This window comes from Agrobacterium sp. Ap1 (genome assembly GCF_017313375.1).
GTDB lineage: Bacteria > Pseudomonadota > Alphaproteobacteria > Rhizobiales > Rhizobiaceae > Neorhizobium > Neorhizobium cellulosilyticum.
In genome coordinates this window covers 229,450-256,100 of sequence record NZ_JAFLMY010000007.1, presented here as the reverse complement: position 1 = coordinate 256,100, position 26,651 = coordinate 229,450, and the positions used below count along the sequence as shown (strand labels likewise).

Below are 26,651 nucleotides of genomic sequence, written 5' to 3'. Positions count from 1 at the left end.
TGATCATTTTCAGGAAGCGGAGTGACACAATGCATTGCAGACTGATAGGTATTCCTCTTCAGGACGGCGCGTCCCAACTTGGCTGCGAAATGGGACCGAGCGCGCTGCGCGTCGCAGATCTTGCGGGCGCGCTCAAAGGTCTCGGCCACGAGGTCACCGATATCGGCAATGTCGTCATTGATGAGCTTCCCGACATCCGCCACCCCAACCCGGCTGTGCGCAACCTGCCGCAGATCGCCGCCTGGACGAAACTCCTGACCGATGTCGCCTATCGTGAAGCGGGCAAAGGCATGCCGATCTTCATGGGCGGCGATCATGCGCTCTCCGCCGGCACTATCGCCGGTGTCGCCCGCCATGCGGCCGATGAGGGCCGCCCGCTCTTCGTCCTCTGGCTCGACGCGCACACGGATTTCCACACGTTGGAATCCACCACCAGCGGCAACCTTCACGGCCTCCCCGCCGCCTATTACACCGGCCAGCCCGGCTTTGAAGGCTACCTGCCACCGCTTTCCCATGCCGTCGACCCGGCCAATCTCTGCATGATCGGCATCCGCAGCGTCGATCCCGCCGAACGTGAAACGATCAAACGCAATGCCGTCACCGTGCACGACATGCGCAGCATCGACGAACACGGCGTCGCCGTTCTCGTCCGGCGCTTCATCGAACAGGTGGAAGCGGCAAACGGCATGCTGCATGTCAGCCTCGACGTCGATTTTCTCGACCCCTCGATTGCGCCCGCTGTCGGCACCACCGTTCCGGGCGGCGCCACTTTTCGCGAGGCGCATCTGGTGATGGAAATGCTGCATGACAGCGGCCTCGTCACCAGCCTCGATCTGGTCGAACTCAACCCCTTCCTCGACGATCGCGGCCGCACCGCCACGCTTCTCGTCGATCTCACCGCCAGCCTGATGGGACGCACCGTCCTCGACCGACCGACAAGGAGTAACTGATGCCGGCCGAACAGAATCTCAACATCGTCCCCTTCATCAGCGTCGAGAACATGATGGATCTCGTGCTGTCCACCGGCACCGAGACGTTCCTGAAGGAGCTCGCCGCCTATGTGGAGGAGGATTTTCGGCGTTGGGAGCTGTTCGACAAGGTCGCCCGCATCGCCTCGCATTCGCGTGACGGCGTGATCGAACTGATGCCGGCAAGTGACGGCACGCTCTACGCCTTCAAATATGTCAACGGCCATCCGAAGAACACGAAAAGCGGCCGCCAGACGGTGACCGCCTTTGGCGTGCTGTCCGATGTCGAGAGCGGTTATCCGCTGCTTCTGTCGGAGATGACGATCCTGACTGCGCTGCGCACCGCCGCCACATCGGCGGTCGCCGCAAAGCACCTCGCGCCCAAGGGCGCAAAAACCATGGCGCTGATCGGCAACGGCGCCCAAAGCGAGTTCCAGGCGCTCGCCTTCCGCTCACTTCTCGGCATCGAAAACCTGCGCCTCTACGATATCGACCCGGCCGCCGCGGAGCGCTGCCGCCGCAACCTTTCGCATCTTGGTCTGAACATCACCGCCTGCCGCTCAGCGGAAGAAGCGGTTGAAGGGGCGCAGATCATCACCACAGCCACCGCCGACAAACAGAATGCAACGATCCTTTCCGACAACATGATCGGCCCCGGCGTGCATATCAACGCCGTCGGCGGCGATTGCCCCGGCAAGACCGAGCTGCACCGGGACATCCTGTTGCGCTCGTCGATCTTCGTCGAATACCCGCCGCAAACCCGCATCGAAGGCGAAATCCAGCAGCTTGCCCCCGATCATCCGGTCACCGAACTCTGGAAGGTCATTACCGGCCAGACGACCGGCCGCGAGAGCGACACGCAGATCACACTCTTCGACAGCGTCGGCTTCGCAACGGAAGACTTTTCCGCCCTCCGTTACGTCTATGACAAGCTGAAGGGCAGCACGCGCTTCGAAAAGCTCGACCTTGTGGCCGACCCGGACGAGCCGCGCGACCTTTTCGGCATGTTGCTGCGCCGGCAGGCGGCTGCGCAGACTTCACCGGAAGCGGCTATCGCCTAACCCCGGCTAGTCGGATTACGGCCCATATCGATCTCCCCCGGACGTCCATCGAGCTGAAGATGCGAAATCTTCGGCTCGGTGTGGGCGATCACCTTGCCGCGACGGATCACGGCAAGCCGCGTCGGCTTCAGCCTCAGCCCTTCCAGCACGTCCTCCGCCTGCAGTATGACGAGGTCGGCATTGCAGCCGATCGACAGGCCGTAGTTCTCCAGCCCCATCGTCTTGGCCGAATTGACGGTCAGCGCGTCAAAAATCTTCTTCTTGTCCTCGACGCCCGACATCTGCGCCACATGGATCGCCATATGTCCGACTTCCAGCATGTCGCCGGAGCCCATCGAGTACCAGGGGTCCATCACGCAGTCATGGCCGAAGGAGACGTTGAGGCCCGCCGCCATCAGCTCGCGCACCCGCGTCATGCCGCGACGCTTCGGATAGGTGTCGTGGCGACCCTGCAGCATGATGTTGATCAGCGGGTTTGGAATGACGTTGATTTCGGCTTCCGCCATCAGTGGAATCAGTTTCGAGACGTAATAATTGTCCATCGAATGCATCGAGGTCAGGTGCGAACCGGCAACCCGGCCCTGCAGGCCGAAACGCACGGTCTCAGCCGAGAGCGTCTCGATATGGCGAGACATGGGATCATCCGTCTCGTCGCAATGCATGTCGACCGGCAGGCCGCGATCGGCGGCGATGCGGCAAAGCGCTTCAACGGAAGCCGCGCCATCCTGCATGGTGCGCTCGAAATGCGGAATGCCGCCGACGATATCGACGCCCATGTCGAGCGCACGTTCCAGCGACTTCACGCCATCGGCAGCACGATAATAACCGTCCTGCGGGAAGGCGACGAGCTGCAGGTCGATATAGGGGGCAACACGCTCCTTCACTTCCAGCATGGCTTCCGCCGTCACCAGCCTCGGATCGGAGGTGTCGACATGGGTGCGGATATGCAGAAGGCCCTGGGAGACTGCGAGATCGCAATAGGCAAGCGCCCGCTCGACCAGCGCTTCCTTCTTCAACAGCGGCCGAAGCTCGCCCCAGAGCGCGATCCCTTCCAGCAGCGTGCCCGATGTGTTCATCCGCGGCAGACCGAGCGACAGCGTGGCGTCCATATGGAAATGCGGATCGACGAAGGAAGTGCTGACAAGCCGGTTCGTCGCATCGATCGTTTCCCGCGCTTCACCTGCAATATTCGCCTCTATCGCAGTAATTTTGCCACCCGAAACGGCGATATCGACGCCCTTTCGGCCATCCGGTAGGTTGGCGTTCTTGATGATGAGATCGAACATGAAAGGCTCCTCGCAATTGAAAACTCAGCGCTCACCGCGGCGATAGGGCTGCATCAGCGCCTGTGGCACACGGGCGCGCCGCGCCATGACGGCAAGCGCTGCAATCGACAGCAGATAGGGGATCATCAGGAAGATCTGGTAGGGCACGACGCCGCTCAGCACCGTCTGCAGCCGAAGTTGGAAGGCATCGAACAGCGCAAACAGGATCGCGCCAAGCAACGCCCGCTCCGGCTTCCACGAGGCGAAGACGACGAGCGCGATGCAGATCCAGCCGCGCCCCTGCACCATCGTGGGGAAGAAGCTGTTGAAGGCCGAAAGCGTCAGGAAGGCCCCACCGACGCCCATCAGCGCGCTGCCGAAAATCACCGCCCCATAACGGATCGCCATCGGGTTCAGCCCCTGCGCTTCCGCCGCATGCGGGTTTTCGCCTGTCATTCGGATAGCAAGTCCCACCGGCGTGCGAGCAATCAGATAAGCAAGCGCGATCGCCAGCCCGATCGCCAGATAGGTCGGCGCCGTCTGGGTGAAGAATGCCGGGCCGAAGAAGGGCAGATCGGAAAGAACAGGAATGTCGAGCGGCTGGAACGGCGTAATCGTCGGTGGCGTTCCAGCCACCGGAACCATCAGCCGGAAAACGTAATAAGCAAAGCTGGAGGCAAACAGCGTCACACCGAGACCCGAGACATGCTGCGACAGGCCGAGCGTTACCGTCAGCGCCGAATGCAACAGCCCGAACATCGCCCCGCCGAGTGCAGCAACCAGCAACCCAACCCAGAGATCCGCGCCATTATAAACGGCCAGCCAGCCGACCATCGCGCCAAACGTCATGATCCCCTCGATGCCGAGGTTCAGCACGCCGGCGCGTTCGGAAATCAGCGCGCCGAGCGTGGCAAGGATCAGCGGCGTGGCGATCCGCAGCACGGCGGCCCAGAGGCCGGCAGAGGCGAGGATGTCGAAAAGCGCGCTCATCGGCGTATCCTGTATTGGGTGAAGAACACCGCGACCAGCATGGACAGCAGCGACAGAGCCACGGTCACGTCGGCAATATAGGTCGGAATGCCCATGCTGCGGCTCATCCCGTCTGCGCCGACGAACATCGTGGCGGTAAACAGCGCCGCCAGCACGACCCCGAGCGGGTTGAGGTTGGCGAGCATGGCAACGACGATGCCGGAATACCCATAACCGGGCGAAAGATCGGTCGTCACATAACCCTTGACGCCGAGAACCTCGATCGTGCCGGCAAGACCCGCCAGACCACCAGAAATCATCGCGACGATCACCAGCGTCCGCCCCAGCGGCACACCGGCGAAAACGGCGCCGGAGGGGTTGAGGCCCGCAGCGCGCGACTGCACGCCGAACACCGTGCGCGTCTGGACGAAATAGATCAGGAAGGCGATCACCACCGCAATGCCGAGGCCGATATGCAGCCGCGAGCGGGCCAGCAGTTTAGGCAGGCGGGCGGCGGCATCCACCGCTTCCGACTGCGGCCAGCCGAATGCCGCCGGGTCTTTCAGCACGCCATCGATCAGCATCGAGACGAACAGAAGTGCGACGAAATTCAAAAGCAGCGTCGTCACCACTTCATCGACGGAAAAGCGCAACCGCAGCCACAACGGCACAAGCAGCAGAACCATGCCGGCAAACGCGCCGACGATGAAAAGCAACGGGATCTGCAGCAGTGACGGCAAGCCGGCAAACAGATGCGCGCTGGCCGCAGCGGCGGCAATCGCTCCGAGATAGAACTGCCCCTCCCCGCCGATATTCCAGAGCCGCGCACGGAAGGCGACGGCAGCGGCAAGTCCGGTCAGGATCAGCGGCGAAGCGCGTGTCAAAGTCTCGGTCGCGGAAAGCCGCGAGCCGAAGGCGCTGGTCAGGATCTTCCAATAGGCCTCGAAAACCGGCGCACCGGCAGCGGCGATCAGCACGCCTGCTATGGCAAGCGCTGCAATCACGGCGAGGATCGGCGTTGATATGACCAGCAGCGTCGAGCGATGTTCGCGCCTCTCAAACCGCATCGGACGCACCTCCCCATTCCCCGGCCATCATCAGCCCGAGCCTTTGTGCATCGACATCCTCGGCATTCACGGAGGGTGACAGCCGCCCGCCGACAATCGCCTGGATCCGGTCGGCCAGCGCCATCACCTCGTCGAGATCCTCGGAAATCAGAAGCACGGCGGCACCTGCCTTGCGCGCCTCAAGAATACGTTCATGCACGGCCGCCACGGCCCCTTCGTCCAGTCCACGCGCCGGCTGCGCCGCAAGCAGGATTTTCGGGTGCTCGATCAGGTTGCGGCCAAGGATCAGCTTCTGCATGTTGCCGCCGGATAAGAGCCGGATACGGCTGGTCGGCGTTCCACCACGCACATCAAAGCCCTCGATGATCCTTGTCGCAAAGGCGATCCCCGCCTTGCGATCGACCAGTCCGGCCTTGGAAAATTCCGGTAGCCTTTCCAGCACCGCATTTTCCCAGATCGCCATCTCGCCGATCGCGCCGTCGCGATTGCGATCCTCTGGAATGCGCCCGATACCGGAGGACACGGCATCCGCCACCGTCAGGTCGCCGACACCCTTGCCGAACAGGACCAGATCGCCGGCGCTGCGGCCGATCGTACCGCTCAAGAGCTGCGCCAGCACCGCCTGCCCGTTACCGGACACACCGATAATGCCGAGCACTTCACCAGCTCTCAGCCGGAAATCGACGGATTTCAGCCGATCCACGCCGCCGGAGCGCACGGTAATACCCGCCGCTTCCAGCACGATCTCGCCCGGCGTCGAAGCCTCGCGCACCGGGCGCGTCACCTTGCGGCCAACCATCAGTTCGGCAAGTTCGGCCTTGCTGGTATCGCCCACCTTGCGCTCGGCGACTTGTCTGCCGCCGCGCAGCACGACGATGCGGTCGGCCGTCGCCATCACCTCGTCCAGCTTGTGGGAAATGAAGATCAGCGACAGCCCCTGCCGCGCCATATCCTTCAAGGTCGAAAACAGCGTCTCGGCTTCGAGCTTGGTCAGAACCGCCGTCGGCTCGTCGAGCACAAGAATGCGCGCATCGTTATAAAGCGCCTTCAAAATTTCGACGCGCTGCTGCTCGCCGACCGAAAGATCGCCGAGCCGCGCATCCGGATCGACCTTCAGCCCGAAACGCTGCGAAATATCGAGAAGCTTTTTACGCCCGGCAGAGACATTGGAACCGAGAGACCAGAGGCTTTCCGTCCCGGTCATGACGTTTTCGAGCACGGTCAGGTTCGGCGCCAGCGAAAAATGCTGGTGCACCATGCCGACACCGGCGCGGATCGCGGCGCGCGGCTTTCCCGGCGGCAGCATCTGCCCCATCACCGAAACGGAACCCGTGTCCGGCACATAATGGCCGAAAAGAATGCTCATCAGCGTCGTCTTGCCGGCGCCGTTTTCGCCGAGCAGCGCAACGATCTCGCCCTTTGCGAGCGACAGCGAAATATCGTCATTGGCAAGATTATCGCCAAAACGCTTGCTGACATTTCTGATGTCGAGAACGGTATCCGTCATCGGTCGAGGCCTGTGATTGGGAAAGGGTGCGACCAGCGTTGTTCGCCCTCTAGCCTTGCGGCAAGGGCCAGAAGCAGCGCCTCCTGCCCCATAGGAGCTATCATCTGCACCGGCAAGGGCAGACCGGCCTTATCCACGCCGAAAGGCAGGGTAATTGCCGGGAAACCGGAGATATTGGCAATCGCCGCAAGCGGGGCGAAAGAACTCATGCGGGCAAAATGCAAGTCGGTATCGCGGTGATCGCTCGGAAAAGACCCGATCGGCCTTGGCGCAGACGCCAGCATCGGCGTCAGCAGCACGTCAAAACGGTCGAACAGCGCATGCAGATCGCGGCTGACATAAACCATCGCCTGCACCAGATCCCAGACCGCAACGCCGCTCATCCGGCCGCCCTCTTCGGCAACCGCCTGCGTCATCGGTTCCCACAGAGCAGCATCGATACCGGGCAGCTTCCCAAGGCTTGCGAGATTGATGGCAATCACATCGCGAAATGCCCTGCCCGATGCTTCAATGACCGCGCGAATATCGCTCCATGCCAGTGAAACGATCTCGTGCCCCTCCGCCTCCGAGACACGGGCAGCATCCGCAACGGCCTCAGCACGAACCGGATCGATCGCAAAATCCGATCCAAGCTCCGTCAGCAGCCCGATTCTAAGCTTCCCGGCCTTGGCCACGGCCTGCTCGACCGGCGGATAAGGCCCGCGCGCAGAGCCTGCGAGCACCGAAAATGCCCGCTCCACATCGCGAACCGAGCGGCATACGGCAAGTTCGCTGGCAATGCCGCCGAGATGGTTGGTAAACAGCGGCCCCGCCGCCATCGCCCCGCGCCCGGGCTTCAACCCCACCAGACCACAACAGGCGGCCGGAACGCGGATCGACCCACCGGCATCGGTCGCATGCGCAATAGAAACGATGCCGGCCGCGACAGCAGCAGCGGCTCCACCGGAGGACCCGCCGGATGTCAGCGATGGATCAAGCGGATTTTTCGATATCGGGCCGATCAGCGGCTCGCTTGCTAAGGACAGGCCGAATTCCGGTGTCGTTGTAATCCCGAACAGACAGAAACCAGCATCACGATAACGGGCCGCGAGATCGGAATCCGCCTCGCCGCCTTGCCTCGGCAGGGACTTCGATCCAGCGCTGACCGGAAATCCCTTGAACGGCCCGCCAAGATCCTTGGCAAGCGTCGGCACACCGCCGAACGGCCTGAATTTGCGTTGCTCGACAGGCAGCGCATCGAAGGCATCGGCCGAGGCCAGTCCCTGTTCGGTATCGAGATAACATATGGCGCCGAGCGCCTCGTGTTTTTCGGCTGCGGCAAGCGATCTTTCCATCGCCTGCCGCGCCGTCAGTTGTCCGCAGCCGATCGCTTCGGCAAGTGCTGTCGCGTCGGCATGCATCGGTCCGGCTTACTTCGGCTCGTTCATGTTGCGCGGCACTTCGAACGTACCGGCCTTGATCTCGGCGCGCTTGGCTTCCATCGCAGCCTCGGCATCTGCAGGCGCTACGCCCTTGACGAAGGCGATGTCGCTGCCGCCCTCTTTCAGAAGACCGAAGGGGGTGTAGTCCTTGCCGACCGGCTTGCCGGCCGCAACATCGGCGATGGCCGCATTGAGGATCGGGCGGAAGCCCCAGAGCGCGTTGGCGAATACGGTTTCCGGATAACGCGGCGTGTAGTCGATCAGCGAGCCGACGGCCTTGATGCCGCGTTCCTTCGCGGCATCCGCCGTGCCGATACGTTCGCCGAACAGGATGTCCGCGCCGGCATCGATCTGGGCAAGACCTGCCTCGCGTGCCTTCGGCGGATCGAAGAACGTGCCGATGAACGAGACAAGTACCTTGGCGTTCGGGTTGACGGCCTTTACACCTTCGCCAAAAGCGTTGATCAGCATGTTAACTTCCGGGATCGGCATGGCGCCGACGGCGCCGACCGTGTTGCTCTTGGTCATCTTGCCGGCCAGCATGCCGGCGAGATAGGCGCCGTCATGGTTCCAGGTACCGAAGACGCCAAAGTTATCGCCGGCCTGCTTACCGCTGGAACCGAGAACGAAGGCGGTTTCCGGATATTCGCCAGCCACTTCACGGGCTTCGCTTTCGACAGCATAGGCTTCACCGATGATCAGCTTGTTGCCCTGTTCGGCATATTCGCGCATCGCGCGGCCATAATCGGTGCCCGAAACGCCTTCAGAGAAGACATATTCGATCACGCCTTCCTTGGCGGCTTCCTGCAGGGCTGCATGCAGAACCGAGTTCCAGGCGTTTTCCACCGGCGATCCGTGAATGCCGGCCACTTTCAGCGGAGCAGCACGCGCGATGGAAGGAAGAAAAACGCTTGCGCCGACGGCGGTAGCCGACGCGATCAGTGCACGGCGGGACAGTTTGAATTCATGCGTCATGGACGGAAATCCCCTCTTTTTGTATGGTCAATTCTGTAGGCAGCGCACAAAACAGTGTCAAGCAAACTGACTGCTCATCAAATGAGCATCCATGACAATCTTCATCGTCGCGCCGAAGGGACGCTTAGTCTCAGCCGGGCATGATTTCCATGCGACCAAGAGGGTTCGATCGACCATATCACGGCTTCGTGATCGATATTTTGCGCCCATGGCCGAACAGCCGCAAGCCCCTGTCATTTAAGGTCATCGTCACACATTCAGGCAGCAACGCAAAGGCTTCAACTTAATAGAATTGTGTTTTTTTATGGACATTTACCCCCCTCCTCCCTACCTTTCGAAACGTAGCTGGCCGATCGAAGGTATTGCCGAGAGTAAAACCAGATCGATCCGCCAAACATGTTTTTCGCAGCCTTCTTGATGCGTTTCGTCGCATCGGCTGCAGCTCATATCCGCGGCGGCGATATTGTTTCGCCGCTTTTTGTTGTCTTGATATCCTTAGCGCCGATCAAGCGGGCGCTGCATTCGGGAAATCACAAAAGGAGAATGCCCGCGCTATCGAGCCCGGGCCCAGTATTGAATGGCTTTTGCAACTGAAAATGACGCGTCGGCTGAGCCGGCTCCGACCAAGATCAGTCTCAACAATGTCTACAAGGTTTTCGGCGAGCGGCCTGAAAAGGCCATGGAGATGGTCCGCGCCGGCAAGACAAAATCGGAAATCCACGCCCAGACCGGCTGTTCGGTCGGCGTCAACAATGCCAGTTTCGACATCAAGGCCGGCGAAATCTTTGTCATCATGGGCCTGTCGGGTTCCGGCAAATCCACCCTTCTTCGCCTTCTCAACCTTCTGATAGAGCCGACTGCCGGTTCGATCGAGATCGATGGCCGCGACATCACCAAGATGTCCCGCCGCGAACTGATCGATGTCCGTCGTCGCGATATCAGCATGGTGTTCCAGTCTTTCGCACTGTTGCCCAATCGCACGGTTCTCAACAACGCCGCCTTCGGGCTGGAAGTTGCCGGCGTCGGTGAAGCCGAGCGCAAGGAGAAGGCGCTCGCAGCCCTCAAGGCCGTCGGTCTCGATGGTTACGCCGACAGCATGCCCGACCAGCTTTCCGGCGGCATGAAGCAGCGTGTCGGCCTTGCCCGCGCGCTTGCCAGCGAGCCGACCATCCTTCTGATGGACGAGGCGTTTTCCGCACTCGACCCGCTGATCCGCACGGAGATGCAGGACGAACTCGTTCGCCTCCAGGCCGAGCAGAGCCGCACCATCGTCTTTGTCAGCCACGATCTCGACGAAGCCATGCGCATCGGCGATCGGATCTGCATCATGCAGAACGGCAATGTCATCCAGGTCGGTACGCCGGACGAGATCGTCATGAGCCCGGCTAACGATTATGTCCGATCCTTCTTCCGCAATGTCGATGTAAGCCAGGTCTTCAAGGCCGGCGATGTCGCGCGCAAGACGCAGATCACCATCATCGATCGCCAAGGCACCACGGCTGCTGCGGCGCTGGAGCGGATGAAGCATTATGACCGCGAATATGCGATCATTCTCGGTCGCGACAAGACCTATCACGGTGTCGTCAGCCAGACCTCGCTGATCGAAAAGATGCGGGCCAAGGCGGCCGATCCCTATCGCGGCGCATTCCTGTCCGAGATCGAGCCTATCCCGGCCGACGAGCCCCTGTCGAATGTCCTCGGCAAGGTCGCCGCAAGTCCGTGGCCGGTTCCAGTGGTCGACGAGACCAAGCGCTATCTCGGCTCCATCAGCAAGTCGACGCTGCTCGAAACGCTTGACCGCGCCAGTTGATCGCCAAGCAGGATCCTGAGCCTTTCCCAATAACCGGCCAACCACCGGAGACAGACTTATGAATTTCGATATCGGAGACGGCATCGACGCCGCCGTCAATTACGTTCTGGACAACTTTTCGCCCGTCCTCGACTTCATCGCCAGCCTGATCGGTTTCGTGACCGGCAATATTCAAAACGCTCTTGTCGGCATCCCCTTGCCGATTGGCATAGCTATCTTCGTCCTTCTGTCCCTCTGGAGAGTGGGTCTCGGCTTCGGCATTCTAACGGGCGTTGCCCTTTGGCTCGTCAATCACATGGGCCTGTGGAGCGCGATGATGGAAACCCTGTCGCTGGTCATCGCGTCTACGCTGATGGCCATGCTGGTCGGCCTCCCGCTCGGCATCGCCATGGCGCGCAGGGATACGGTCGCAACCATCGTTCGCCCGATCCTTGACCTGATGCAAACCATGCCGGCCTTCGTCTATCTGATCCCGGCTGCGATGTTCTTCGGCCTCGGCGCCGTACCGGGCGCGATCGCCACCGTGATCTTCGCCATGCCGCCCGTCGTGCGCCTCACCAATCTCGGCATCCGCCAGGTGCATGCCGAATTCATCGAGGCCGGCAATGCCTTTGGCTGCACCTCGACACAGCTTCTGTTCAAGGTACAGCTGCCCAACGCCATGCCGTCGATCATGGCCGGCATCAACCAGACGATCATGCTGTCGCTGTCGATGGTCGTGATCGCTTCGATGATCGGTGCCGGCGGCATCGGCAACACGGTCTTGACCGGCATCCAGCGTCTCGACGTCGGCACCGGTTTTGAAGGCGGCCTTGCCGTCGTCATCCTGGCCGTCATCCTCGACCGGCTTACCCAATCCCTCGGAAAGCCCCGCGCCGCCTTCTGGAGCGTGCTTTTCAAAAAGACCGAGCGCGAGCAACTGGCAACGGCGACCGCCTGAGCCGATCCCGCGCCGAACCATGCGGGTGCCGAACCCGCGAATTCAAACTCCCAAGAAGGAGCATGCATGTTCAAGTCATTTTCCAAAACCCGCAGGGCGACACTTACGGCAACGCTCGGACTTGCCGCGGCACTCGTCGGCGGTTCTGTCATGCCGACCATGGCGCAGGACGCCAAGACGGTTAAGCTCGGTTTCGCGCCGTGGTCCGACGCCGAATTCGTCACCAAGCTTGCAGCCAAGCTGATGACCGACAAGCTTGGCCAGAAGGTCGAACTGGTCCAGACCGACGTGGCGCCTCTCTACCAAGGCGTCAGCCGTGGCGATATCGACGCGATGATGATGGCATGGCTGCCGGCAACCCATGCCGACTATTACGACAAGGTGAAGAACCGTGTCGAAACGCTCGGCACAGTGTATGACGGCGCCAAGCTGGGCTGGGTCGTCCCGACCTATATTCCGGAAAGCGAGATCGCCTCGATCGAGGATTTGAAGAAGCCGGACGTGCAGAAAAAGCTCTCCGGTACGATCCAGGGCATCGATCCCGGTGCCGGCCTGACACGCCTTTCGCAGCAGGCCGTGAAGGATTACGCGCTCGACGACTACAAGCTGCAGATTTCCAGTGAAGCCGGAATGCTGACGACGGTCGACCGCGCAATGCGTGGCGAAAAGTGGTTCGTCGCCACGTCCTGGAGCCCCCACTGGATGTTCGGCAAATATAAGCTGCGCTACATCGACGACCCGAAGAAGTCGCTCGGTGAAGCCGAACATGTCGACATTCTCGCCTCGAAGGATTTCAAGACCGAAAACCCGAAGGCCGCAGAATTCCTGTCGCGCATGAAGGTGCCGCTCGATGACCTCGAGGCCGCCATGTTCAACGCCCAGGAAACCTCTTACGACGAGGCCGTGGCGAAGTATATCGAGGACCATCCGGACCAGATCAAGGCCTGGGTCGGCGACGAAGGCTGAATAGCGGCGGCCGCTCGCCTGACGAGCGGCCGCACTTCACCTGTGGGGACACCTGATGAGCAATCGCAAATTCCAGCCCGCCTACGGCATTGACGACACACTGGGGGGCCGTATCTCCCTGGCGCGCGATGCGCGGGATATCTCGGTAGAGGAGGCGGCGCAGACCCTCGGGATTGAACCCGTAACGTGGTCAGATTGGGAAAACGACCGTTCAGAACCGCTCTTCGACCGCCTCGAGATGATGGCGAGCGTTTTGCAGGTGAGCGTCGCTTGGTTGGCGGATGGCCGGGGAACAGGACCGCGCTGGAGTTGATACCCGCGCATCACAGCAAATGCCGGCAGCTTTCCGATTCTACAGCCCCTAGACCGTGTTGCTGCGAAAGCTGGCCAGCAATCTCCTGACCTTGTCACTGCCGTCCTTGCTGAGATCGAACTTCTGGCCGTAAAGCAGCCAGTCCCAGCAAATACCCTTCATCAGCCATTTGAACGTCTTGCTGGCCGAATGCGGCGTCCACGCGGCGGCGAGCCGGTTGTCGTTCGCGGCTCGCTCCAGAATGCTCTCCAGATAGCCCGTATGTTCACGATCGAGCTTGTCCAGCTCGTCCATCACCGGCTGGAATTCTTCCGTGAAATTGGTCCGCAGCAGTATGGAAAGCAGCCGTTGGCGATGCCTGTCCTCGGCCAGCACCTGCAGCCAGTCACATGCCATCTTTTCCACGAGAGACAACGGATCACGGCCGTCATCGCATGGCGCATCGACATCCGCCATGTTGACACGCGGAAGATCGGCCGCGTTGTAAAGCTCGAGAAACAGATCGCTCTTGCTGTTGAAATGCCAATAGATAGCGCCGCGGGTCACGCCGGCTGCCGTCGCGATTTCATCAAGCGTGCTGGTAGCGACGCCCTTCTCGAAGAAGAGTTTTTCAGCCGCCGCAAGGATCGAGCAGCGCGTCTCGGCGGCCTCTGCCTTGGTTCGTCTCATCCCTCCTCCTTTCCATCATGCCCGAATACTCCACGCTATCGGGCCAAGGTGGTGGTTACCCCCGGAAAGCTGAGCTTCCGGGGGTAACAATCTTAATGTGTCGACGTGCCGTTCTTGGCTTCGTACTTGCCGCCCATCGGTTCTGCGCGGGCGCTCTTGCTGAACAGCCTCATGACAAACATGAAGAAGGCCGGCACGAAGAAGATCGCGAGAACGGTGGCGGAGATCATGCCGCCGAGAACGCCGGTACCGATGGCGTTCTGGCTGGCAGCACTTGCGCCGGTGGCAATCGCCATCGGCACGACGCCGAGGGTAAACGCCATCGACGTCATCAGGATCGGGCGGAAGCGAAGATGCGCCGCTTCCACAGTCGCCTCGTAAGTCGTCTTGCCTTCGGCGCGCAGGTCCTTGGCGAACTCAATGATTAGGATCGCGTTCTTGGCAGACAGACCGACGATCGCGATCAGCCCGACGAGGAAGTAGACGTCGTTGGGCATGTTGCGGATCATCACCGCAGCCACGCAACCGATGACACCAAGCGGAACCACCAGCATGACCGAAATCGGGATCGACCAGCTTTCGTAGAGTGCCGCCAGAAGCAGGAAGACGAACAAGATCGAGAGCCCGATCAGCGCGGGAGCCTGCGAACCCGACTGGATTTCCTGCAGTGACTGGCCGGTCCATTCGTAACCAAAGCCGCTCGGCAACTGCCCGGCGAGGCGCTGCATTTCCGCAATCGCATCACCCGACGAATAGCCCGGGCCGGCCTGGCCGGCGATACGAACCGACGGATAGCCGTTGTAACCGACGACCTGGGACGGGCCGCGCATCCACTCGACCGTTGCGAAGGATGACATCGGCACCATGCCGCCGCTGGCATTACGGACGTTCAGCTTTAGAAGATCCGCCGTCTGCATGCGCTGATTGCCGTCCGCCTGCACCGTCACACGCTGCATGCGGCCCGCGTTCGGGAAGTCGTTGACATAGGACGAGCCGAGATTTGCGGTGATCGTGGAGTTGATGTCTCCGAAGGTCACACCAAACGTGTTGGCCTTTTCGCGATCGATCAGAAGGTTCACCTGAGCCGCATCCGGCATGCCTTCGATACGAAGGCCGGCAAGGATAGGGCTCTTGCGAGCTTCCGCCATCAACTGGTCACGCGCGGCAGCAAGAGCGGCCTGCCCAACGCCCGCACGGTCCTGAAGGCGGAAGGTGAAGCCGGACGAGTTACCAAGACCCTGGATCGGCGGCGGCGACAGCGAAAACGCGATTGCATCGCGAATGCCGAAGATCTTGCCGTTGATCCGCTGGGCCAGCGCATTGGCGCTGTCTTCCGGTCCGCGCTCGCTCCAGTCCTTCAGCGTGATGAAGGCGAGACCGGCGTTCTGACCGGAACCCGAGAACGAAAAGCCGTTGATGGCGATGATGCGATCGACAGCCTTTTCCGCCATGGCGATCTTCTCGATCTGCGAAATGACGTCGATCGTACGGTCGGTGCTGGCCTCTGCCGGCGCCTGCACGTCGACGATCAGAAAGCCCTGGTCTTCGTTCGGCAGGAACGATGTCGGCAGCTGGATATAAGCCCAGCCGAGACCCGCGACCAGCGCAAGATAGATGATCATGAAGCGGCCTGAGCGCTTGATGATGCCGCCGACAGTGCTCGAATAACCGTGGGACGCCTTGTTGAAGCCGCGATTGAAGAGGCCGAAGAAGCCCTTCTTCTCGTGGTGACCTTCCTTGATCGGCTTGAGGAACGAGCCGCACAGTGCGGGCGTCAGCGAAAGCGCGAGGAAGCCGGAAAACAGGATCGACACGACCATGGTCAGCGAGAACTGCTGGTAGATGATGCCGACGGCGCCCGGGAAGAAGGCCATCGGCACGAACACCGCCGTCAACACCAGCGTGATGCCGATGATGGCGCCGGAAATCTGCCCCATCGCCTTGCGTGTCGCTTCCTTCGGCGACAACTTTTCCTCGGCCATGATGCGTTCGACGTTTTCGACGACGACGATCGCGTCATCGACGAGAATGCCGATCGCCAGAACCATCGCGAACATCGTCAACACGTTGATCGAGAATCCGGACGCATACATGACAGCACAGGTGCCGAGCAGCGCGACAGGCACGACCAAGGCCGGAATGACGGTGTAACGGATGTTCTGCAGGAAGATGAACATGACGACGAAGACGAGAATCATCGCCTCGATCAGCGTATGGATAACCTTCTCGATCGACACCGCCACGAACGGGCTGGTGTCGTAAGGAATCTCATACTGTACGCCGGCGGGGAAATACCCTGACAGTTCCTCCATGACCGCCTTGACGCCTTCCGAGGTCGCAAGCGCGTTACCGGTCGGCGACAGCTGGATACCGATGGCGGCACTCGGCTGACCGTTCAGGCGGCTGGAGAAGTTGTAGCTTTCACCACCAACTTCGACACGGGCAACATCGCGAAGACGCACCGACGAACCATCGGGATTGGCGCGCAGCACGATCGCGCCGAACTGTTCGGGCGAGGTAAGCTGCCCTTGGACATTGACGGTGGCCGAAATCTGCTGGCCGATCGGGTTCGGCGTCGCACCGATGCGGCCGCCGGCAACCTGGGCGTTCTGCGCCGAGATGGCACTGACGATATCCGCGGAGGTCAGGCTGAGGCCGACCATCTTGTCGGGATCCATCCAGATACGCATGGAGCGCTGGGTGGCAAACAGCTGGGCGCTGCCGACGCCGTCGACACGGCGGATTTCACCGATGACGTTACGCTGCAGATAGTCACCAAGACCGATTGCGTCGGTATTGCCGTCAGTCGAGGTCAGAGAGACGACCATCAGGAACGACGTGCCGGCGCGCTCGACGCGGATACCCTGCGAGGTAACGGCCTGCGGCAGACGCGGCTCGGCGCGTGCGATGCGGTTCTGAACTTCGACCTGCGCTTCACCGATATTGGTACCGGGGGCGAAAGTGACGTTGATCGAGATACGGCCGGAGGATTCGGACGTGGATTCGAAATAGATCAGTCCCGGAACACCGTTCAGCTCGTCTTCGATCGGACGCGTGACGCTCTGGTAGATGTTTTCAGGAGACGCACCAGGATAGCTGGTGGAGATGGAGATCTGCGGCGGTGCGACATTCGGATACTGCGCGATCGGCAGCATCGGGATAGCGAGCACGCCCGCCAGCATGATAAAGATCGCGACGACCCACGCAAAGATCGGCCGATCGATGAAGAAACTTGCCATACGATCGGGTCCTTACTTCTGTGCTGCCGGCGCTGCGCCTGCGGCTTCTGCCGCAGGCTTTTCCGGGTTCCAAGGCTGCGGATTGACGGTTGCGCCGGGTGCAGTCTTCTGGAAGCCATCCGCGATGACCTGGTCGCCGGCCTTCAGTCCCTGCGAGATGACCCAGCGATCGCCGAGCGCACGACCGACATTGACGCGGCGCTGTTCGACCTTGTTGCCTTCACCGACGACAAGCACGCTTGCCTGACCACCCGGATCACGCTGAACCGCTTGCTGCGGAACCGCAAAGGCTTCCCTCTCGACACCCTGCTGGATCTGGACGCGCACATACATGCCCGGCAGAAGGTCCCCGTCCGGATTGGGGAATTCGCCACGCAGTGTCACTTGGCCGGTCGTCTCATCGACGGCGGCTTCGGAGAACAGCAGGCGTCCCGTCTGGGCGTAGGGGGTGCCGTCATCGAGAAGCAGCTTTACTTCCGCCTCATTGTCGCCGGTCATCAACTTGCCGTCTTCGAGCGCCTTGCGCAGGCGGATCAGGTCGGCAGCCGGCTGGGTAAAGTCGGCATAGATCGGATCGAGCTGCTGGATGGTCGCAAGATTTTCGGTGCTGTTGGCGCTGACAAGCGCGCCCTCGGTGATCAGCGCACGACCGATGCGGCCGCTGATCGGCGCGGTGACCTGCGAATATTGCAGATTGAGATTTGCCTGTGCGAGGCCGGCCTCGGCAACGGCAACCTCAGCATCGGCCTGCGCCAGCAGGGAGATCGCGTTGTCGAATTCCTGCTGGGAGGCGACATTGGAGCGACGCAGCTGCTGCTGACGATCGGAGGTCTGGCGCGCCTGCAGCTGGGCTGCCTTGGCACGTGCTACGGTAGCCTTGGCGCTATCGACCTGAACCTGAAAAGTGGCCGGATCGATCCGGTAAAGAACATCACCGCGATTGACATGCGAGCCCTGCTCGAAGACCTGCTCGACAACGATGCCGGAGACACGCGGGCGAACTTCGGCAAGCCTTGTCGGAGAGATGCGGCCGGGCAATTCGTTGATGATCGGCAGGGATTCAGCGGCAATCGTCATGACGCCGACCGGGCTGGGCGGCGGCGCCTGCTGGGCCTGCCCCTGCTGCTCCTGCTGGCACCCTGCCAGAAATGCGAGACCAGACAAAAGTGCGAGAGCGCGCAGCGGCGTCTTTTGCATCGGAAAGCTCCAACTGAAGGGGGAGAAAATTTACATACAAACTAATACGTATATAAATTATCGCAAGTTGATTTTGAATATCACAGTGGTTGAGCAAGGGCATATCACTGCATGCCAGAATTGCTCAACCGAGAAGCGTCGCGACAACCCGCAGAAACATGCGTCATTACCGCCCAAGCGATCCGCAAAGCCAAAAATCAACAAATAAAATAATGAAATCAGTATCTTGATCGGTATTATCGAGGGAATACAATCGCCTCGATAGCATTGGATACGGCCGTGCCGCCCGATGCAACAGCCTGCCACCAATCTAACATAGTTTTGATGAGAAGCAGCCACAAATTTGAAAACGGGCAGGGAGATTACTGTGGGTGAGTGCCGTACCGCGCCAGCATGAACATCATTTAATCTTTGCTGCGTTGACAGGCCGGCGGCGAAAAACAATATCGGTACTCATCGGTTTTACAAAGGTTGAGTATCTCGAATGCGTCTCAAGACGGCCCTGCCACTCCTGCTTACCGCGCTTGTCATCATAGGTGTCGGCACCGCCTTTACACTGTCGTCATCGGCCTCCACCCCGGCAGTGCTGACTACGCCCGTGGCGCGCGGCAATGTGGAATCGACGGTTCTCGCAACGGGCACGCTCAAGCCATCACGGCTTGTCGCCGTCGGTTCGCAGGCATCTGGTCGCATTACCTCGCTGAAGGTTGCCGTCGGCGACACGGTGAAGGCGGGCGATCTCATCGCGCTCATTGATTCCACTACGCAGGACAACGCGCTGAAAACCGCCAATGCGGCACTTGCCAATGTTCAGGCGCAGCGCAACGAGCGCGTCGCAGAGCTGGAGAACGCCAACCTCACCCTCGCTCGCCAGCAGGCGATCTACGAGAAACAGGCAGGCTCCCGCGCCGATCTGCAGACCGCCGAAGCCGAAGTGAAGGTCGTCACGGCACAGATAGAGGCGCTCGATGCGCAGATCACAGAGGCCGAGGTTGCCGTCGAGACGGCGCAGGCGGATGTCGGTTATACGCGGATCAGCGCCCCGATGGACGGCACGGTTCTCGCGATCGTCAACCAGGAAGGCCGCACCGTCAACGCCACGCAATCAGCCCCCACCATCGTTGCGCTTGGCGACCTGACCCGCATGACCGTCCGTGCCGAGATTTCGGAAGCCGATATCACCCGCGTCGAAGCCGGGCAGAAGGTGCGCTTCAACGTCATCGGTGACCGGGCGAGATCCTATGACGCAACGCTTGCGGCAATCGAGCCTGCCCCGGAATCGATCGTCGATGACAGCAGCGTCGCCACCTCCAGCACCGGCTCGTCATCTTCGTCGTCCTCATCCTCTTCGGCGATCTATTATATCGGCGTCTTCGACATCCCAAACGAAGACGGTCGTTTCCGCACCTACATGTCTGCGGAGGTCAATATCATCCTCGGTTCGGCAGCAGATGTGCTCACCATCCCATCCTCCGCCCTGCCGGAAACCGCCGCGACGGGCAACGCTCAGGTCCGCGTCGAGAAGGACGGCAAAATAGAGGCCCGCAAGGTCGAGATCGGCCTCAACAACAAGATCACCGCCGAAGTGAAGTCCGGCCTCTCCGAAGGCGAGCGGGTTGTGATCAGCGAAGGCTCCGCCACGCCGTCGGCATCCAGCCGCCGAGGCGGCCCGCCGCCGATGTTCTGATTGGGAGGCAAGCGATGACCGAACCCCTGATTTCGCTTTCCGGCCTGCGCCGCGACTATGCTTCCGGCGATGGCACGATCACCGTCCTGAAAGACGTCGACCTGACCATCGAAAAAGGCGAGATGGTCGCGATCATCGGCGCCTCCGGCTCCGGCAAGTCGACCCTGATGAACATTCTCGGACTGCTCGACCGGCCGACCGAAGGCACCTACAAGATTTCCGGCCGCGAAACCTCGGCCCTCGACAACGACGACCGCTCGGCACTGCGGCGCGAGCATTTCGGCTTCATCTTCCAGCGCTATCATCTGCTGGACGAAATCTCGGCGATCTCCAATGTCGAGATCCCGGCGGTCTATGCCGGCCGCGACCGCAGCCAGCGGCGTGAACGGGCAGCCGCCCTGCTCGGACGCCTCGGCATGGCGGATCGCACCGAACATCGGCCGGGCCATCTCTCCGGCGGCCAGCAGCAGCGCGTGTCGATTGCCCGCGCGCTGATGAACGATGCCGACGTGATCCTGGCGGACGAGCCAACCGGCGCGCTCGACAAGGCAAGCGGCGAGGAAGTCCTGCGCATCCTGGACGAGCTGCATGCCGAAGGCCGCACGATCATCATCGTCACCCATGATGCGACGGTGGCAGCTAGAGCCGAACGTATCATCGAGATCTCTGACGGACGGATCATTTCCGATACCCGCTCCAGGGAGCTTCCCGCTCCGGTCAAGGAAACAGCGCCGCGAACCGCCGCCCCTGCCAACCGCGTCGGCGCCGGTTTGGATCGTTTTCGCGAAGCCTTCCTGATGGCCTGCAAGGCGCTTAAAGCACATCGCATGCGCTCCTTCCTGACCATGCTCGGCATCATCATCGGCATCGCCTCGGTCATCTCGGTCGTGGCGCTCGGCACCGGCAGCCAGCAGAAGGTGCTGGCAAACATCAGCAGTCTCGGCACCAACACGCTGGAAGTCTTTCCCGGCAACGGCTTTGGCGACATGCGATCAGGCCGGGTGAAGACCCTTGTGGTCTCCGACGCCAATGCGCTTGCCAAACTGCCCTATATCGCCGCCGCGACGCCAACGGTCTCGACCAGCACCACGGCACGCTTCGGCGCAACCGAAGCCAATGCCCTGATCAACGGGGTCGGCAGCAGATATTTCGAGGTCAAGGGGTCGAAACTCGTCGCCGGCCGCTTCTTCGACGATGCCGGCGTGCAGGCCATGGAACAGGATGCGGTCATCGATGAAAATACCGCAAAAACCCTGTTCGGTAGCGATACAGCCAAGGCAATCGGCCAGGTGTTTCTGGCCGGCAGCGTGCCGTCGCGGGTGATCGGCGTGATCTCGTCGCAGCAGGGCGGTTTCGGCTCCAGCGACAATCTCTCGATCTACCTGCCCTATACCAGTGTGCAGACCCGTTTCACCGGCGACCAATCGCTGCGCAGCATCACGCTCAGGATCAGCGACGATGCCGACACGAGCGTCGCCGAACAGGCGGTCACCACCTTCCTTACCGGCCGCCACGGCACGAAGGACTTTTTCGTCTTAAATACCGACGACATCCGCCAGACCATCACCAGCACGACACAAACGATGACGCTGCTGATCGGCGCGATCGCGGTCATTTCGCTGATCGTCGGTGGCATCGGTGTGATGAACATCATGCTGGTCTCGGTGTCGGAACGGGTCAGCGAAATCGGCGTGCGCATGGCGGTCGGAGCCAGACGACAGGATATCCTGCAGCAGTTCCTGATTGAGGCCGTGCTCGTCTGCCTGATCGGCGGCGTGCTCGGCGTGGCGCTCGCGCTTCTGTTCGGCGCGACATTCAGCCTGTTCGGTTCGAGCTTCAGCCTTGTGTTCACGACTGCACCCATCGTTCTTGCAGTAGTCTCGTCCTGCCTCATCGGCATCGCCTTCGGCTATCTTCCGGCACGCAACGCGTCGCGACTTGATCCGGTGGCGGCTCTTGCGTGATGCCGGCGAACAGCCGACACTGCGGTTGATGGATAACAACGACACGATGCCCGAAATCAAACGTTCAAGGGGACGCCCGAAAACGCAGAGCGACGACGAGCGCCGCCAGGCGATCGTCGAGGAGGCCCAGCGCACCTTCGTCGAACTCGGCTATCGCGGCACCACGACCGATATCGTGGCGGCGCGATGTCATATCTCCAAGCAAACCCTCTATCGGGTATTCAAAAGCAAGGCGGATCTCTTCCTCGCGGTCGTCGGCTCGCATCGCCGGATGATGCTCGCTCTGCCGCGCCCCGAAGATGAAGACAGGCCCGTCGACGACGTTTTAGCAGATATCTTCATGATCGACATCGATGAGGCAGCGGAACGGGAACGCGAAGCCTTCATCTCCTTCGTCATACGGGAATCGCAGCAGGTTCCCGAACTGGTCGATATTTTGCACCGAGAGGGTGTCGACCGATCACGAAAGCTTCTCGCGGAATGGCTCGATCTTCAGGTGGCCCGCAAGACGCTTGCGATCGACAACACATTGAGCGGTGCCCGGATGCTGATGGATCTCCTGTTCGGCGGCATGGCCGGGCCGGGTAGCCGCGACTGGAAGGACCGGGCGGATCGGAACCGCCATCTGCGGCGCTGCATCGGCGTCTTTGTCCGGGGAAACCAGCCTCACTGAAGGTGCGCACCGACATTCAGCAAAAAGTTGCATTGACCGTGGTCAATTCGCCATGACGCGATAAGTCTATCGTCACGGGAACATTTGCAATTGCCTGGGGGCAGTGATGACGAAATCCGCAAGGGGATGGGTCTGGGGCGTAATCGCCGTCGTGTTGGTTGCTATCGGCTATTACGCTTGGACGGTTTTCCGCGGCGACAGTCTTCCCGCAGGCTTTACCTCCAGCACCGGCCGCATCGAAGCGGTGGAAATCGACATCTCCACCAAGACCGCTGGCCGGCTGAAGGAGTTGATGGTTCGCGAAGGCGATTTCGTCAAGGCGGGCCAGGTTCTGGCCAAGATGGATACCGCCCAGCTGGAAGCCAGCAAGCGTCAGGCGGAAGCACAGCTTCGCCGCGCAGAAATTTCCGTCGATACCGCCCACAGCCTCGTCGCCCAGCGAGAGGCCGAACGAAAATCAGCCCTTGCCGTCATCGAACAGCGCAAGGCGCAGCTCGACTCGGCGCAAAAGACCAACGCCCGCTCGCGGCAACTGCTCGCCAACAATACCGTTTCGCAGCAGGTGGCCGATGACAGCGAGGCGGCCGAACAGGCGGCCCGTGCCACGCTCGCCTCGGCGGAAGCATCCCTTGCGGCTTCCGATGCCGCGATCAACGCTGCCAAGGCGCAGGTGGTTGATGCAGAAGCGGCCGTCGACGCTGCAAAAGCCCAGATCGACAGCGTTGATACAGATATCGCTGATAGCACGCTGACATCGCCGCGCGACGGCCGGGTCCAGTACCGCGTCGCCCAACCGGGAGAGGTTTTGTCCGCCGGCGGCCGCGTTCTCAATCTCGTGGATCTCGGCGATGTCTACATGACCTTCTTCCTGCCCACCGCGCAGGCCGGCCAAACCCCGATCGGCTCCGACGTCCGCCTCGTCCTCGACGCGGCGCCCCAATACACGATCCCGGCAAAAGTCTCTTTCGTTGCCGATGTCGCGCAGTTCACGCCGAAGACGGTGGAGACGGAGGAGGAACGCCAGAAACTGACTTTCCGGGTGCGGGCGCAAATCCCTCAGGAACTGCTCCAGAAATACATTCAATACGTCAAGACGGGCCTTCCCGGCATGGCCTATGTCCGGCTAGACCCGCAAGCCGCATGGCCGGAAAATCTCGAACGCAACCTCGTGAAGTGACGGCGCCGAGATGGACGCCGCCGACAAACAAGCCCCAAGCGACAGCAAGCCGGTAGTCCGGCTGCAGCAGGTATCGCTTGCCTACAAGAAGACGGTCGCCCTCGACGACGTCTCGATCGACATCCCCTCCGGCTGCATGGTCGGCCTGATCGGGCCGGACGGCGTCGGCAAGTCGAGCCTGCTCTCGCTCGTCTCCGGCGCCCGCGCGATCCAGAAAGGCAAGGTCGAAGTTCTCGGCGGCGACATGTCCGACGCTCGCCACCGCGACACCACCTGCCCGAAGATCGCCTATATGCCGCAAGGGCTGGGCAAGAACCTCTATCCGACCCTGTCGGTCTTCGAGAATGTCGATTTCTTCGCCCGGCTGTTCGGCCAGGACAAGGCCGAGCGCGAGGCACGCATCAAGGAACTGCTCGAAAGCACCGGCCTAGGCCCCTTCGCGGATCGACCGGCAGCAAAACTCTCCGGCGGCATGAAACAGAAACTCGGCCTCTGCTGCGCCCTGATCCATGATCCCGATCTTCTGATCCTCGACGAGCCGACAACGGGCGTCGATCCCCTTTCCCGAAGACAGTTCTGGGAACTGATCGATACGATCCGCGCCGGCCGCCCCGGCATGAGCGTCATCGTCGCCACCGCCTATATGGAAGAGGCCGCCGGCTTCGACTGGCTTGTCGCCATGAACGGCGGCAAGGTTCTCGATACCGGCACGCCGGCCGAACTGCTGTCGCGCACCGGCACCGACAATCTCGACGCCGCCTTCATCGCGCTTCTTCCCGAAGCCGAGCGCCGCGGCCATGTCGATGTCGTCATCCCGCCGCGCCAGCATGATGGAGCGGAAGACTACGCCATCGAGGCGAGCCATCTCAGCATGCGCTTCGGCAGCTTTACCGCAGTCGACAATGTCAGCTTCCAGATCCCGCGCGGTGAAATCTTCGGCTTTCTCGGCTCCAATGGCTGCGGCAAGTCGACGACGATGAAAATGCTGACCGGGCTTCTCGCCGCCAGCGAAGGCGAGGCAAAGCTCTTCGGCCGCACGGTCGATGCCAGCGACATGGCCGTGCGCCGCCGTGTCGGCTACATGAGCCAGGCCTTTTCGCTCTACAGCGAACTCACCGTGCGCCAGAACTTCGATCTGCACGCCCGCCTGTTCAAGCTGCCGGAAGACAAGATCCCGGCACGGATCGACGAGATGGCCAGCCGCTTCGGCCTTGCCGACGTCATGGAAACGCTGCCCGACGGCCTGCCGCTCGGCATCCGCCAGCGCCTGTCGCTTGCGGTTGCGATGATCCACGCGCCTGATGTGTTGATCCTCGACGAACCGACCTCCGGCGTCGATCCGATCGCCCGCGACGCCTTCTGGCAGATCCTTGCCGATCTCTCCCGCAAGGACAATGTCACCATCTTCATCTCCACCCATTTCATGAACGAGGCGGAACGCTGCGACCGCATCTCGCTCATGCATGCCGGCAAGGTGCTGATCAGCGACACGCCGGACGGGATCGCCAGAAGCCGCAATGCCGCAACGCTCGAAGAGGCTTTCATCGCCTATCTGGAAGAAGCTTCTGGAATCACGCCATCGGAAAAGGAAGCTGATCCTGCGCCAGCAAAGCTGCCCCTCTTGCATGACACCCTCGCCCCGAAAAGGCGCCGCGTCTTCGATTTCCGCCGCATGTTCAGCTATACGCGGCGCGAGACGCTGGAACTGCAGCGCGATCCGATCCGCGCCACGCTCGCCGTCCTCGGCAGCGTCATCCTGATGTTCGTCATCGGCTACGGCATCAACATGGATGTCGAGGATTTGACCTTTGCCGTTCTCGACCGCGACGACTCAACGATCAGCCGCGACTATGTGCTGGATATCGCCGGATCGCGCTATTTCATCGAGAAGGAGCCGCTGCGCGATTATGCCGACATGGACAAGCGGATGCGCGAAGGCGAGATCAGTCTGGCGATCGAGATCCCGCCCGGCTTCGGACGCAACGTGCTGCGCGGCGACACCGTCGAGATCGGCGCCTGGATCGACGGCGCCATGCCGCAGCGGGCCGAAACCGTCAGTGGTTACGTCCAGGGCATGCATGCCAACTGGCTGAACCGCAAGGCGAAGGAGATCAACGGGGCCGCGGCCACGCAAGGGGCCTTCTCCATCGAAACCCGCTTCCGCTACAATCCGGACGTCAAGAGCCTCGTCGCGATGGTACCGGCGGTCATCCCGCTCCTTCTGATCCTCATTCCCGCCATGCTTTCGGCCCTCAGCGTCGTGCGCGAAAAGGAACTGGGCTCGATCATCAATCTCTACGTCACGCCGGTAACCCGGCTGGAATTCCTGTTCGGCAAGCAGCTGCCCTATATCGTGCTCGGCATGCTGAATTTCGTGCTGCTGGTCGCTTTCGCCACGCTGATCTTCCGCGTGCCCTTCACCGGCAGCTTCATCACCTATGCGACGGCCGCTCTCCTCTACGTCATCATCGCAACCTCGATCGGCATATTGATGTCCACCTTCATGTCGAGCCAGATCGCCGCCATCTTCGGGACAGCACTTCTGACGCTGATCCCCGCCACGCAATATTCCGGCATGACCGACCCGGTCTCCTCGCTTCAGGGTGCGGGTGCCCTGATCGGCCAGATCTATCCGACCAGCTATTTCATGACGATCTCGCGCGGCACCTTCTCCAAGGCGCTGGATTTTGCCGGGCTGGCTGGTTCCTTCGTGCCGCTTCTGATCGCCATCCCCATTCTGGCCGCGCTCGGCGCGGTGCTTCTCAAGAAGCAGGAGAGCTGAC

Annotated in this window: 20 protein-coding genes; 11 read left to right on the top strand and 9 right to left on the bottom strand. The window is 61.3% G+C overall.

Going from position 1 to position 26,651, the window contains the following annotated elements; genetic code table 11:
- Window positions 1-29: 29 nt before the first annotated feature.
- On the top strand, window positions 30-950 hold the full coding sequence (rocF, locus tag JZX87_RS16415; RefSeq protein ID WP_148145095.1) for an arginase: 921 nt from the start codon (window positions 30-32) through the stop codon (window positions 948-950).
- Window positions 950-2,029: an ornithine cyclodeaminase gene (ocd, locus tag JZX87_RS16410; RefSeq protein ID WP_148145096.1), complete on the top strand. Its 1,080-nt coding sequence runs from the start codon at window positions 950-952 to the stop codon at window positions 2,027-2,029. The genes rocF and ocd overlap by 1 nt, the downstream gene beginning before the upstream one ends.
- Here the strand turns inward: ocd and JZX87_RS16405 are convergent.
- From JZX87_RS16405 to JZX87_RS16380, 6 genes are read right to left on the bottom strand one after another with little or no spacing between them, the layout of a single operon-like run.
- On the bottom strand, window positions 2,026-3,315 hold the full coding sequence (locus JZX87_RS16405) for an amidohydrolase family protein (protein ID WP_183685717.1): 1,290 nt from the start codon (window positions 3,313-3,315) through the stop codon (window positions 2,026-2,028). The two genes, ocd and JZX87_RS16405, sit on opposite strands and share 4 nt — an antisense overlap.
- Before the next feature lie 24 nt (window positions 3,316-3,339).
- Window positions 3,340-4,284, bottom strand: coding sequence for an ABC transporter permease (locus JZX87_RS16400; protein WP_206826805.1), 945 nt, complete (start codon window positions 4,282-4,284; stop codon window positions 3,340-3,342).
- Entirely contained in the window at window positions 4,281-5,330 is a 1,050-nt protein-coding gene (locus tag JZX87_RS16395; RefSeq protein ID WP_206826803.1) for an ABC transporter permease, read from the bottom strand. Before JZX87_RS16395 ends, JZX87_RS16400 begins: the two co-directional genes overlap by 4 nt.
- Window positions 5,320-6,837 (bottom strand): ABC transporter ATP-binding protein, encoded by a 1,518-nt coding sequence (locus JZX87_RS16390; protein ID WP_206826801.1) that lies wholly within the window; start codon window positions 6,835-6,837, stop codon window positions 5,320-5,322. Before JZX87_RS16390 ends, JZX87_RS16395 begins: the two co-directional genes overlap by 11 nt.
- Entirely contained in the window at window positions 6,834-8,237 is a 1,404-nt protein-coding gene (locus JZX87_RS16385) for an amidase (protein ID WP_206826800.1), read from the bottom strand. The genes JZX87_RS16390 and JZX87_RS16385 overlap by 4 nt, the downstream gene beginning before the upstream one ends.
- Before the next feature lie 9 nt (window positions 8,238-8,246).
- Complete coding sequence (locus JZX87_RS16380) at window positions 8,247-9,233, bottom strand: BMP family protein (RefSeq protein ID WP_206826798.1); 987 nt, start codon at window positions 9,231-9,233, stop codon at window positions 8,247-8,249.
- Window positions 9,234-9,810: 577 nt separating this feature from the next.
- On the opposite strand from JZX87_RS16380, the gene proV reads away from it, so the two are divergent.
- From proV to JZX87_RS16360, 4 genes are all read left to right on the top strand, one after another.
- Entirely contained in the window at window positions 9,811-11,043 is a 1,233-nt protein-coding gene (gene proV, locus JZX87_RS16375) for a glycine betaine/L-proline ABC transporter ATP-binding protein ProV (RefSeq protein ID WP_206826796.1), read from the top strand.
- Between the two features lie 58 nt (window positions 11,044-11,101).
- Entirely contained in the window at window positions 11,102-11,983 is an 882-nt protein-coding gene (locus JZX87_RS16370; protein ID WP_206826794.1) for an ABC transporter permease, read from the top strand.
- A 66-nt stretch (window positions 11,984-12,049) separates the two neighbouring features.
- On the top strand, window positions 12,050-12,949 hold the full coding sequence (locus JZX87_RS16365; protein WP_404945600.1) for a glycine betaine ABC transporter substrate-binding protein: 900 nt from the start codon (window positions 12,050-12,052) through the stop codon (window positions 12,947-12,949).
- Window positions 12,950-13,004: 55 nt separating this feature from the next.
- On the top strand, window positions 13,005-13,262 hold the full coding sequence (locus JZX87_RS16360; RefSeq protein ID WP_148145104.1) for a helix-turn-helix domain-containing protein: 258 nt from the start codon (window positions 13,005-13,007) through the stop codon (window positions 13,260-13,262).
- A 48-nt stretch (window positions 13,263-13,310) separates the two neighbouring features.
- Here JZX87_RS16360 and JZX87_RS16355 read toward each other — a convergent pair whose 3' ends face one another.
- The 3 genes from JZX87_RS16355 to JZX87_RS16345 form a co-directional block, all read right to left on the bottom strand.
- Window positions 13,311-13,931: a TetR family transcriptional regulator gene (locus JZX87_RS16355; protein ID WP_148145105.1), complete on the bottom strand. Its 621-nt coding sequence runs from the start codon at window positions 13,929-13,931 to the stop codon at window positions 13,311-13,313.
- 92 nt (window positions 13,932-14,023) lie between these two features.
- The gene (locus JZX87_RS16350; protein ID WP_206826793.1) at window positions 14,024-17,170 is read right to left on the bottom strand and encodes a multidrug efflux RND transporter permease subunit; all 3,147 of its coding nucleotides are present in this window, start codon (window positions 17,168-17,170) and stop codon (window positions 14,024-14,026) included.
- A 12-nt stretch (window positions 17,171-17,182) separates the two neighbouring features.
- Window positions 17,183-18,367 carry an efflux RND transporter periplasmic adaptor subunit gene (locus JZX87_RS16345; RefSeq protein ID WP_148145107.1) on the bottom strand — a complete coding sequence of 395 codons (1,185 nt, stop codon included), beginning with the start codon at window positions 18,365-18,367 and terminating at the stop codon, window positions 17,183-17,185.
- 484 nt (window positions 18,368-18,851) lie between these two features.
- Here JZX87_RS16345 and JZX87_RS16340 point away from each other — a divergent pair, with 484 nt between their 5' ends.
- The 5 genes from JZX87_RS16340 to rbbA all read left to right on the top strand — a co-directional run bounded on the left by JZX87_RS16340 (window position 18,852) and on the right by rbbA (window position 26,650).
- The gene (locus tag JZX87_RS16340; RefSeq protein WP_183685709.1) at window positions 18,852-20,054 is read left to right on the top strand and encodes an efflux RND transporter periplasmic adaptor subunit; all 1,203 of its coding nucleotides are present in this window, start codon (window positions 18,852-18,854) and stop codon (window positions 20,052-20,054) included.
- Between the two features lie 14 nt (window positions 20,055-20,068).
- Window positions 20,069-22,018, top strand: a complete 1,950-nt coding sequence (locus JZX87_RS16335; RefSeq protein ID WP_206826791.1) for a MacB family efflux pump subunit — start codon at window positions 20,069-20,071, stop codon at window positions 22,016-22,018.
- A gap of 28 nt (window positions 22,019-22,046) precedes the next feature.
- Entirely contained in the window at window positions 22,047-22,691 is a 645-nt protein-coding gene (locus tag JZX87_RS16330) for a TetR/AcrR family transcriptional regulator (protein ID WP_206826852.1), read from the top strand.
- A 106-nt stretch (window positions 22,692-22,797) separates the two neighbouring features.
- Complete coding sequence (locus JZX87_RS16325; RefSeq protein ID WP_206826790.1) at window positions 22,798-23,868, top strand: HlyD family secretion protein; 1,071 nt, start codon at window positions 22,798-22,800, stop codon at window positions 23,866-23,868.
- Between the two features lie 10 nt (window positions 23,869-23,878).
- Window positions 23,879-26,650 (top strand): ribosome-associated ATPase/putative transporter RbbA, encoded by a 2,772-nt coding sequence (gene rbbA, locus JZX87_RS16320; RefSeq protein ID WP_206826787.1) that lies wholly within the window; start codon window positions 23,879-23,881, stop codon window positions 26,648-26,650.
- Window position 26,651: the final 1 nt, after the last annotated feature.

Excerpts from the sequence above, each read along its gene's own strand:
- rocF (WP_148145095.1), top strand. The coding sequence starts at position 30 with ATGCATTGCAGACTGATAGGTATTCCTCTTCAGGACGGCGCGTCCCAA.
- ocd (WP_148145096.1), top strand. The coding sequence starts at position 950 with ATGCCGGCCGAACAGAATCTCAACATCGTCCCCTTCATCAGCGTCGAG.
- JZX87_RS16405 (WP_183685717.1), bottom strand. The coding sequence starts at position 3,315 with ATGTTCGATCTCATCATCAAGAACGCCAACCTACCGGATGGCCGAAAG.
- JZX87_RS16400 (WP_206826805.1), bottom strand. The coding sequence starts at position 4,284 with ATGAGCGCGCTTTTCGACATCCTCGCCTCTGCCGGCCTCTGGGCCGCC.
- JZX87_RS16395 (WP_206826803.1), bottom strand. The coding sequence starts at position 5,330 with ATGCGGTTTGAGAGGCGCGAACATCGCTCGACGCTGCTGGTCATATCA.
- JZX87_RS16390 (WP_206826801.1), bottom strand. The coding sequence starts at position 6,837 with ATGACGGATACCGTTCTCGACATCAGAAATGTCAGCAAGCGTTTTGGC.
- JZX87_RS16385 (WP_206826800.1), bottom strand. The coding sequence starts at position 8,237 with ATGCATGCCGACGCGACAGCACTTGCCGAAGCGATCGGCTGCGGACAA.
- JZX87_RS16380 (WP_206826798.1), bottom strand. The coding sequence starts at position 9,233 with ATGACGCATGAATTCAAACTGTCCCGCCGTGCACTGATCGCGTCGGCT.
- proV (WP_206826796.1), top strand. The coding sequence starts at position 9,811 with ATGGCTTTTGCAACTGAAAATGACGCGTCGGCTGAGCCGGCTCCGACC.
- JZX87_RS16370 (WP_206826794.1), top strand. The coding sequence starts at position 11,102 with ATGAATTTCGATATCGGAGACGGCATCGACGCCGCCGTCAATTACGTT.
- JZX87_RS16365 (WP_404945600.1), top strand. The coding sequence starts at position 12,050 with ATGTTCAAGTCATTTTCCAAAACCCGCAGGGCGACACTTACGGCAACG.
- JZX87_RS16360 (WP_148145104.1), top strand. The coding sequence starts at position 13,005 with ATGAGCAATCGCAAATTCCAGCCCGCCTACGGCATTGACGACACACTG.
- JZX87_RS16355 (WP_148145105.1), bottom strand. The coding sequence starts at position 13,931 with ATGAGACGAACCAAGGCAGAGGCCGCCGAGACGCGCTGCTCGATCCTT.
- JZX87_RS16350 (WP_206826793.1), bottom strand. The coding sequence starts at position 17,170 with ATGGCAAGTTTCTTCATCGATCGGCCGATCTTTGCGTGGGTCGTCGCG.
- JZX87_RS16345 (WP_148145107.1), bottom strand. The coding sequence starts at position 18,367 with ATGCAAAAGACGCCGCTGCGCGCTCTCGCACTTTTGTCTGGTCTCGCA.
- JZX87_RS16340 (WP_183685709.1), top strand. The coding sequence starts at position 18,852 with ATGCGTCTCAAGACGGCCCTGCCACTCCTGCTTACCGCGCTTGTCATC.
- JZX87_RS16335 (WP_206826791.1), top strand. The coding sequence starts at position 20,069 with ATGACCGAACCCCTGATTTCGCTTTCCGGCCTGCGCCGCGACTATGCT.
- JZX87_RS16330 (WP_206826852.1), top strand. The coding sequence starts at position 22,047 with ATGGATAACAACGACACGATGCCCGAAATCAAACGTTCAAGGGGACGC.
- JZX87_RS16325 (WP_206826790.1), top strand. The coding sequence starts at position 22,798 with ATGACGAAATCCGCAAGGGGATGGGTCTGGGGCGTAATCGCCGTCGTG.
- rbbA (WP_206826787.1), top strand. The coding sequence starts at position 23,879 with ATGGACGCCGCCGACAAACAAGCCCCAAGCGACAGCAAGCCGGTAGTC.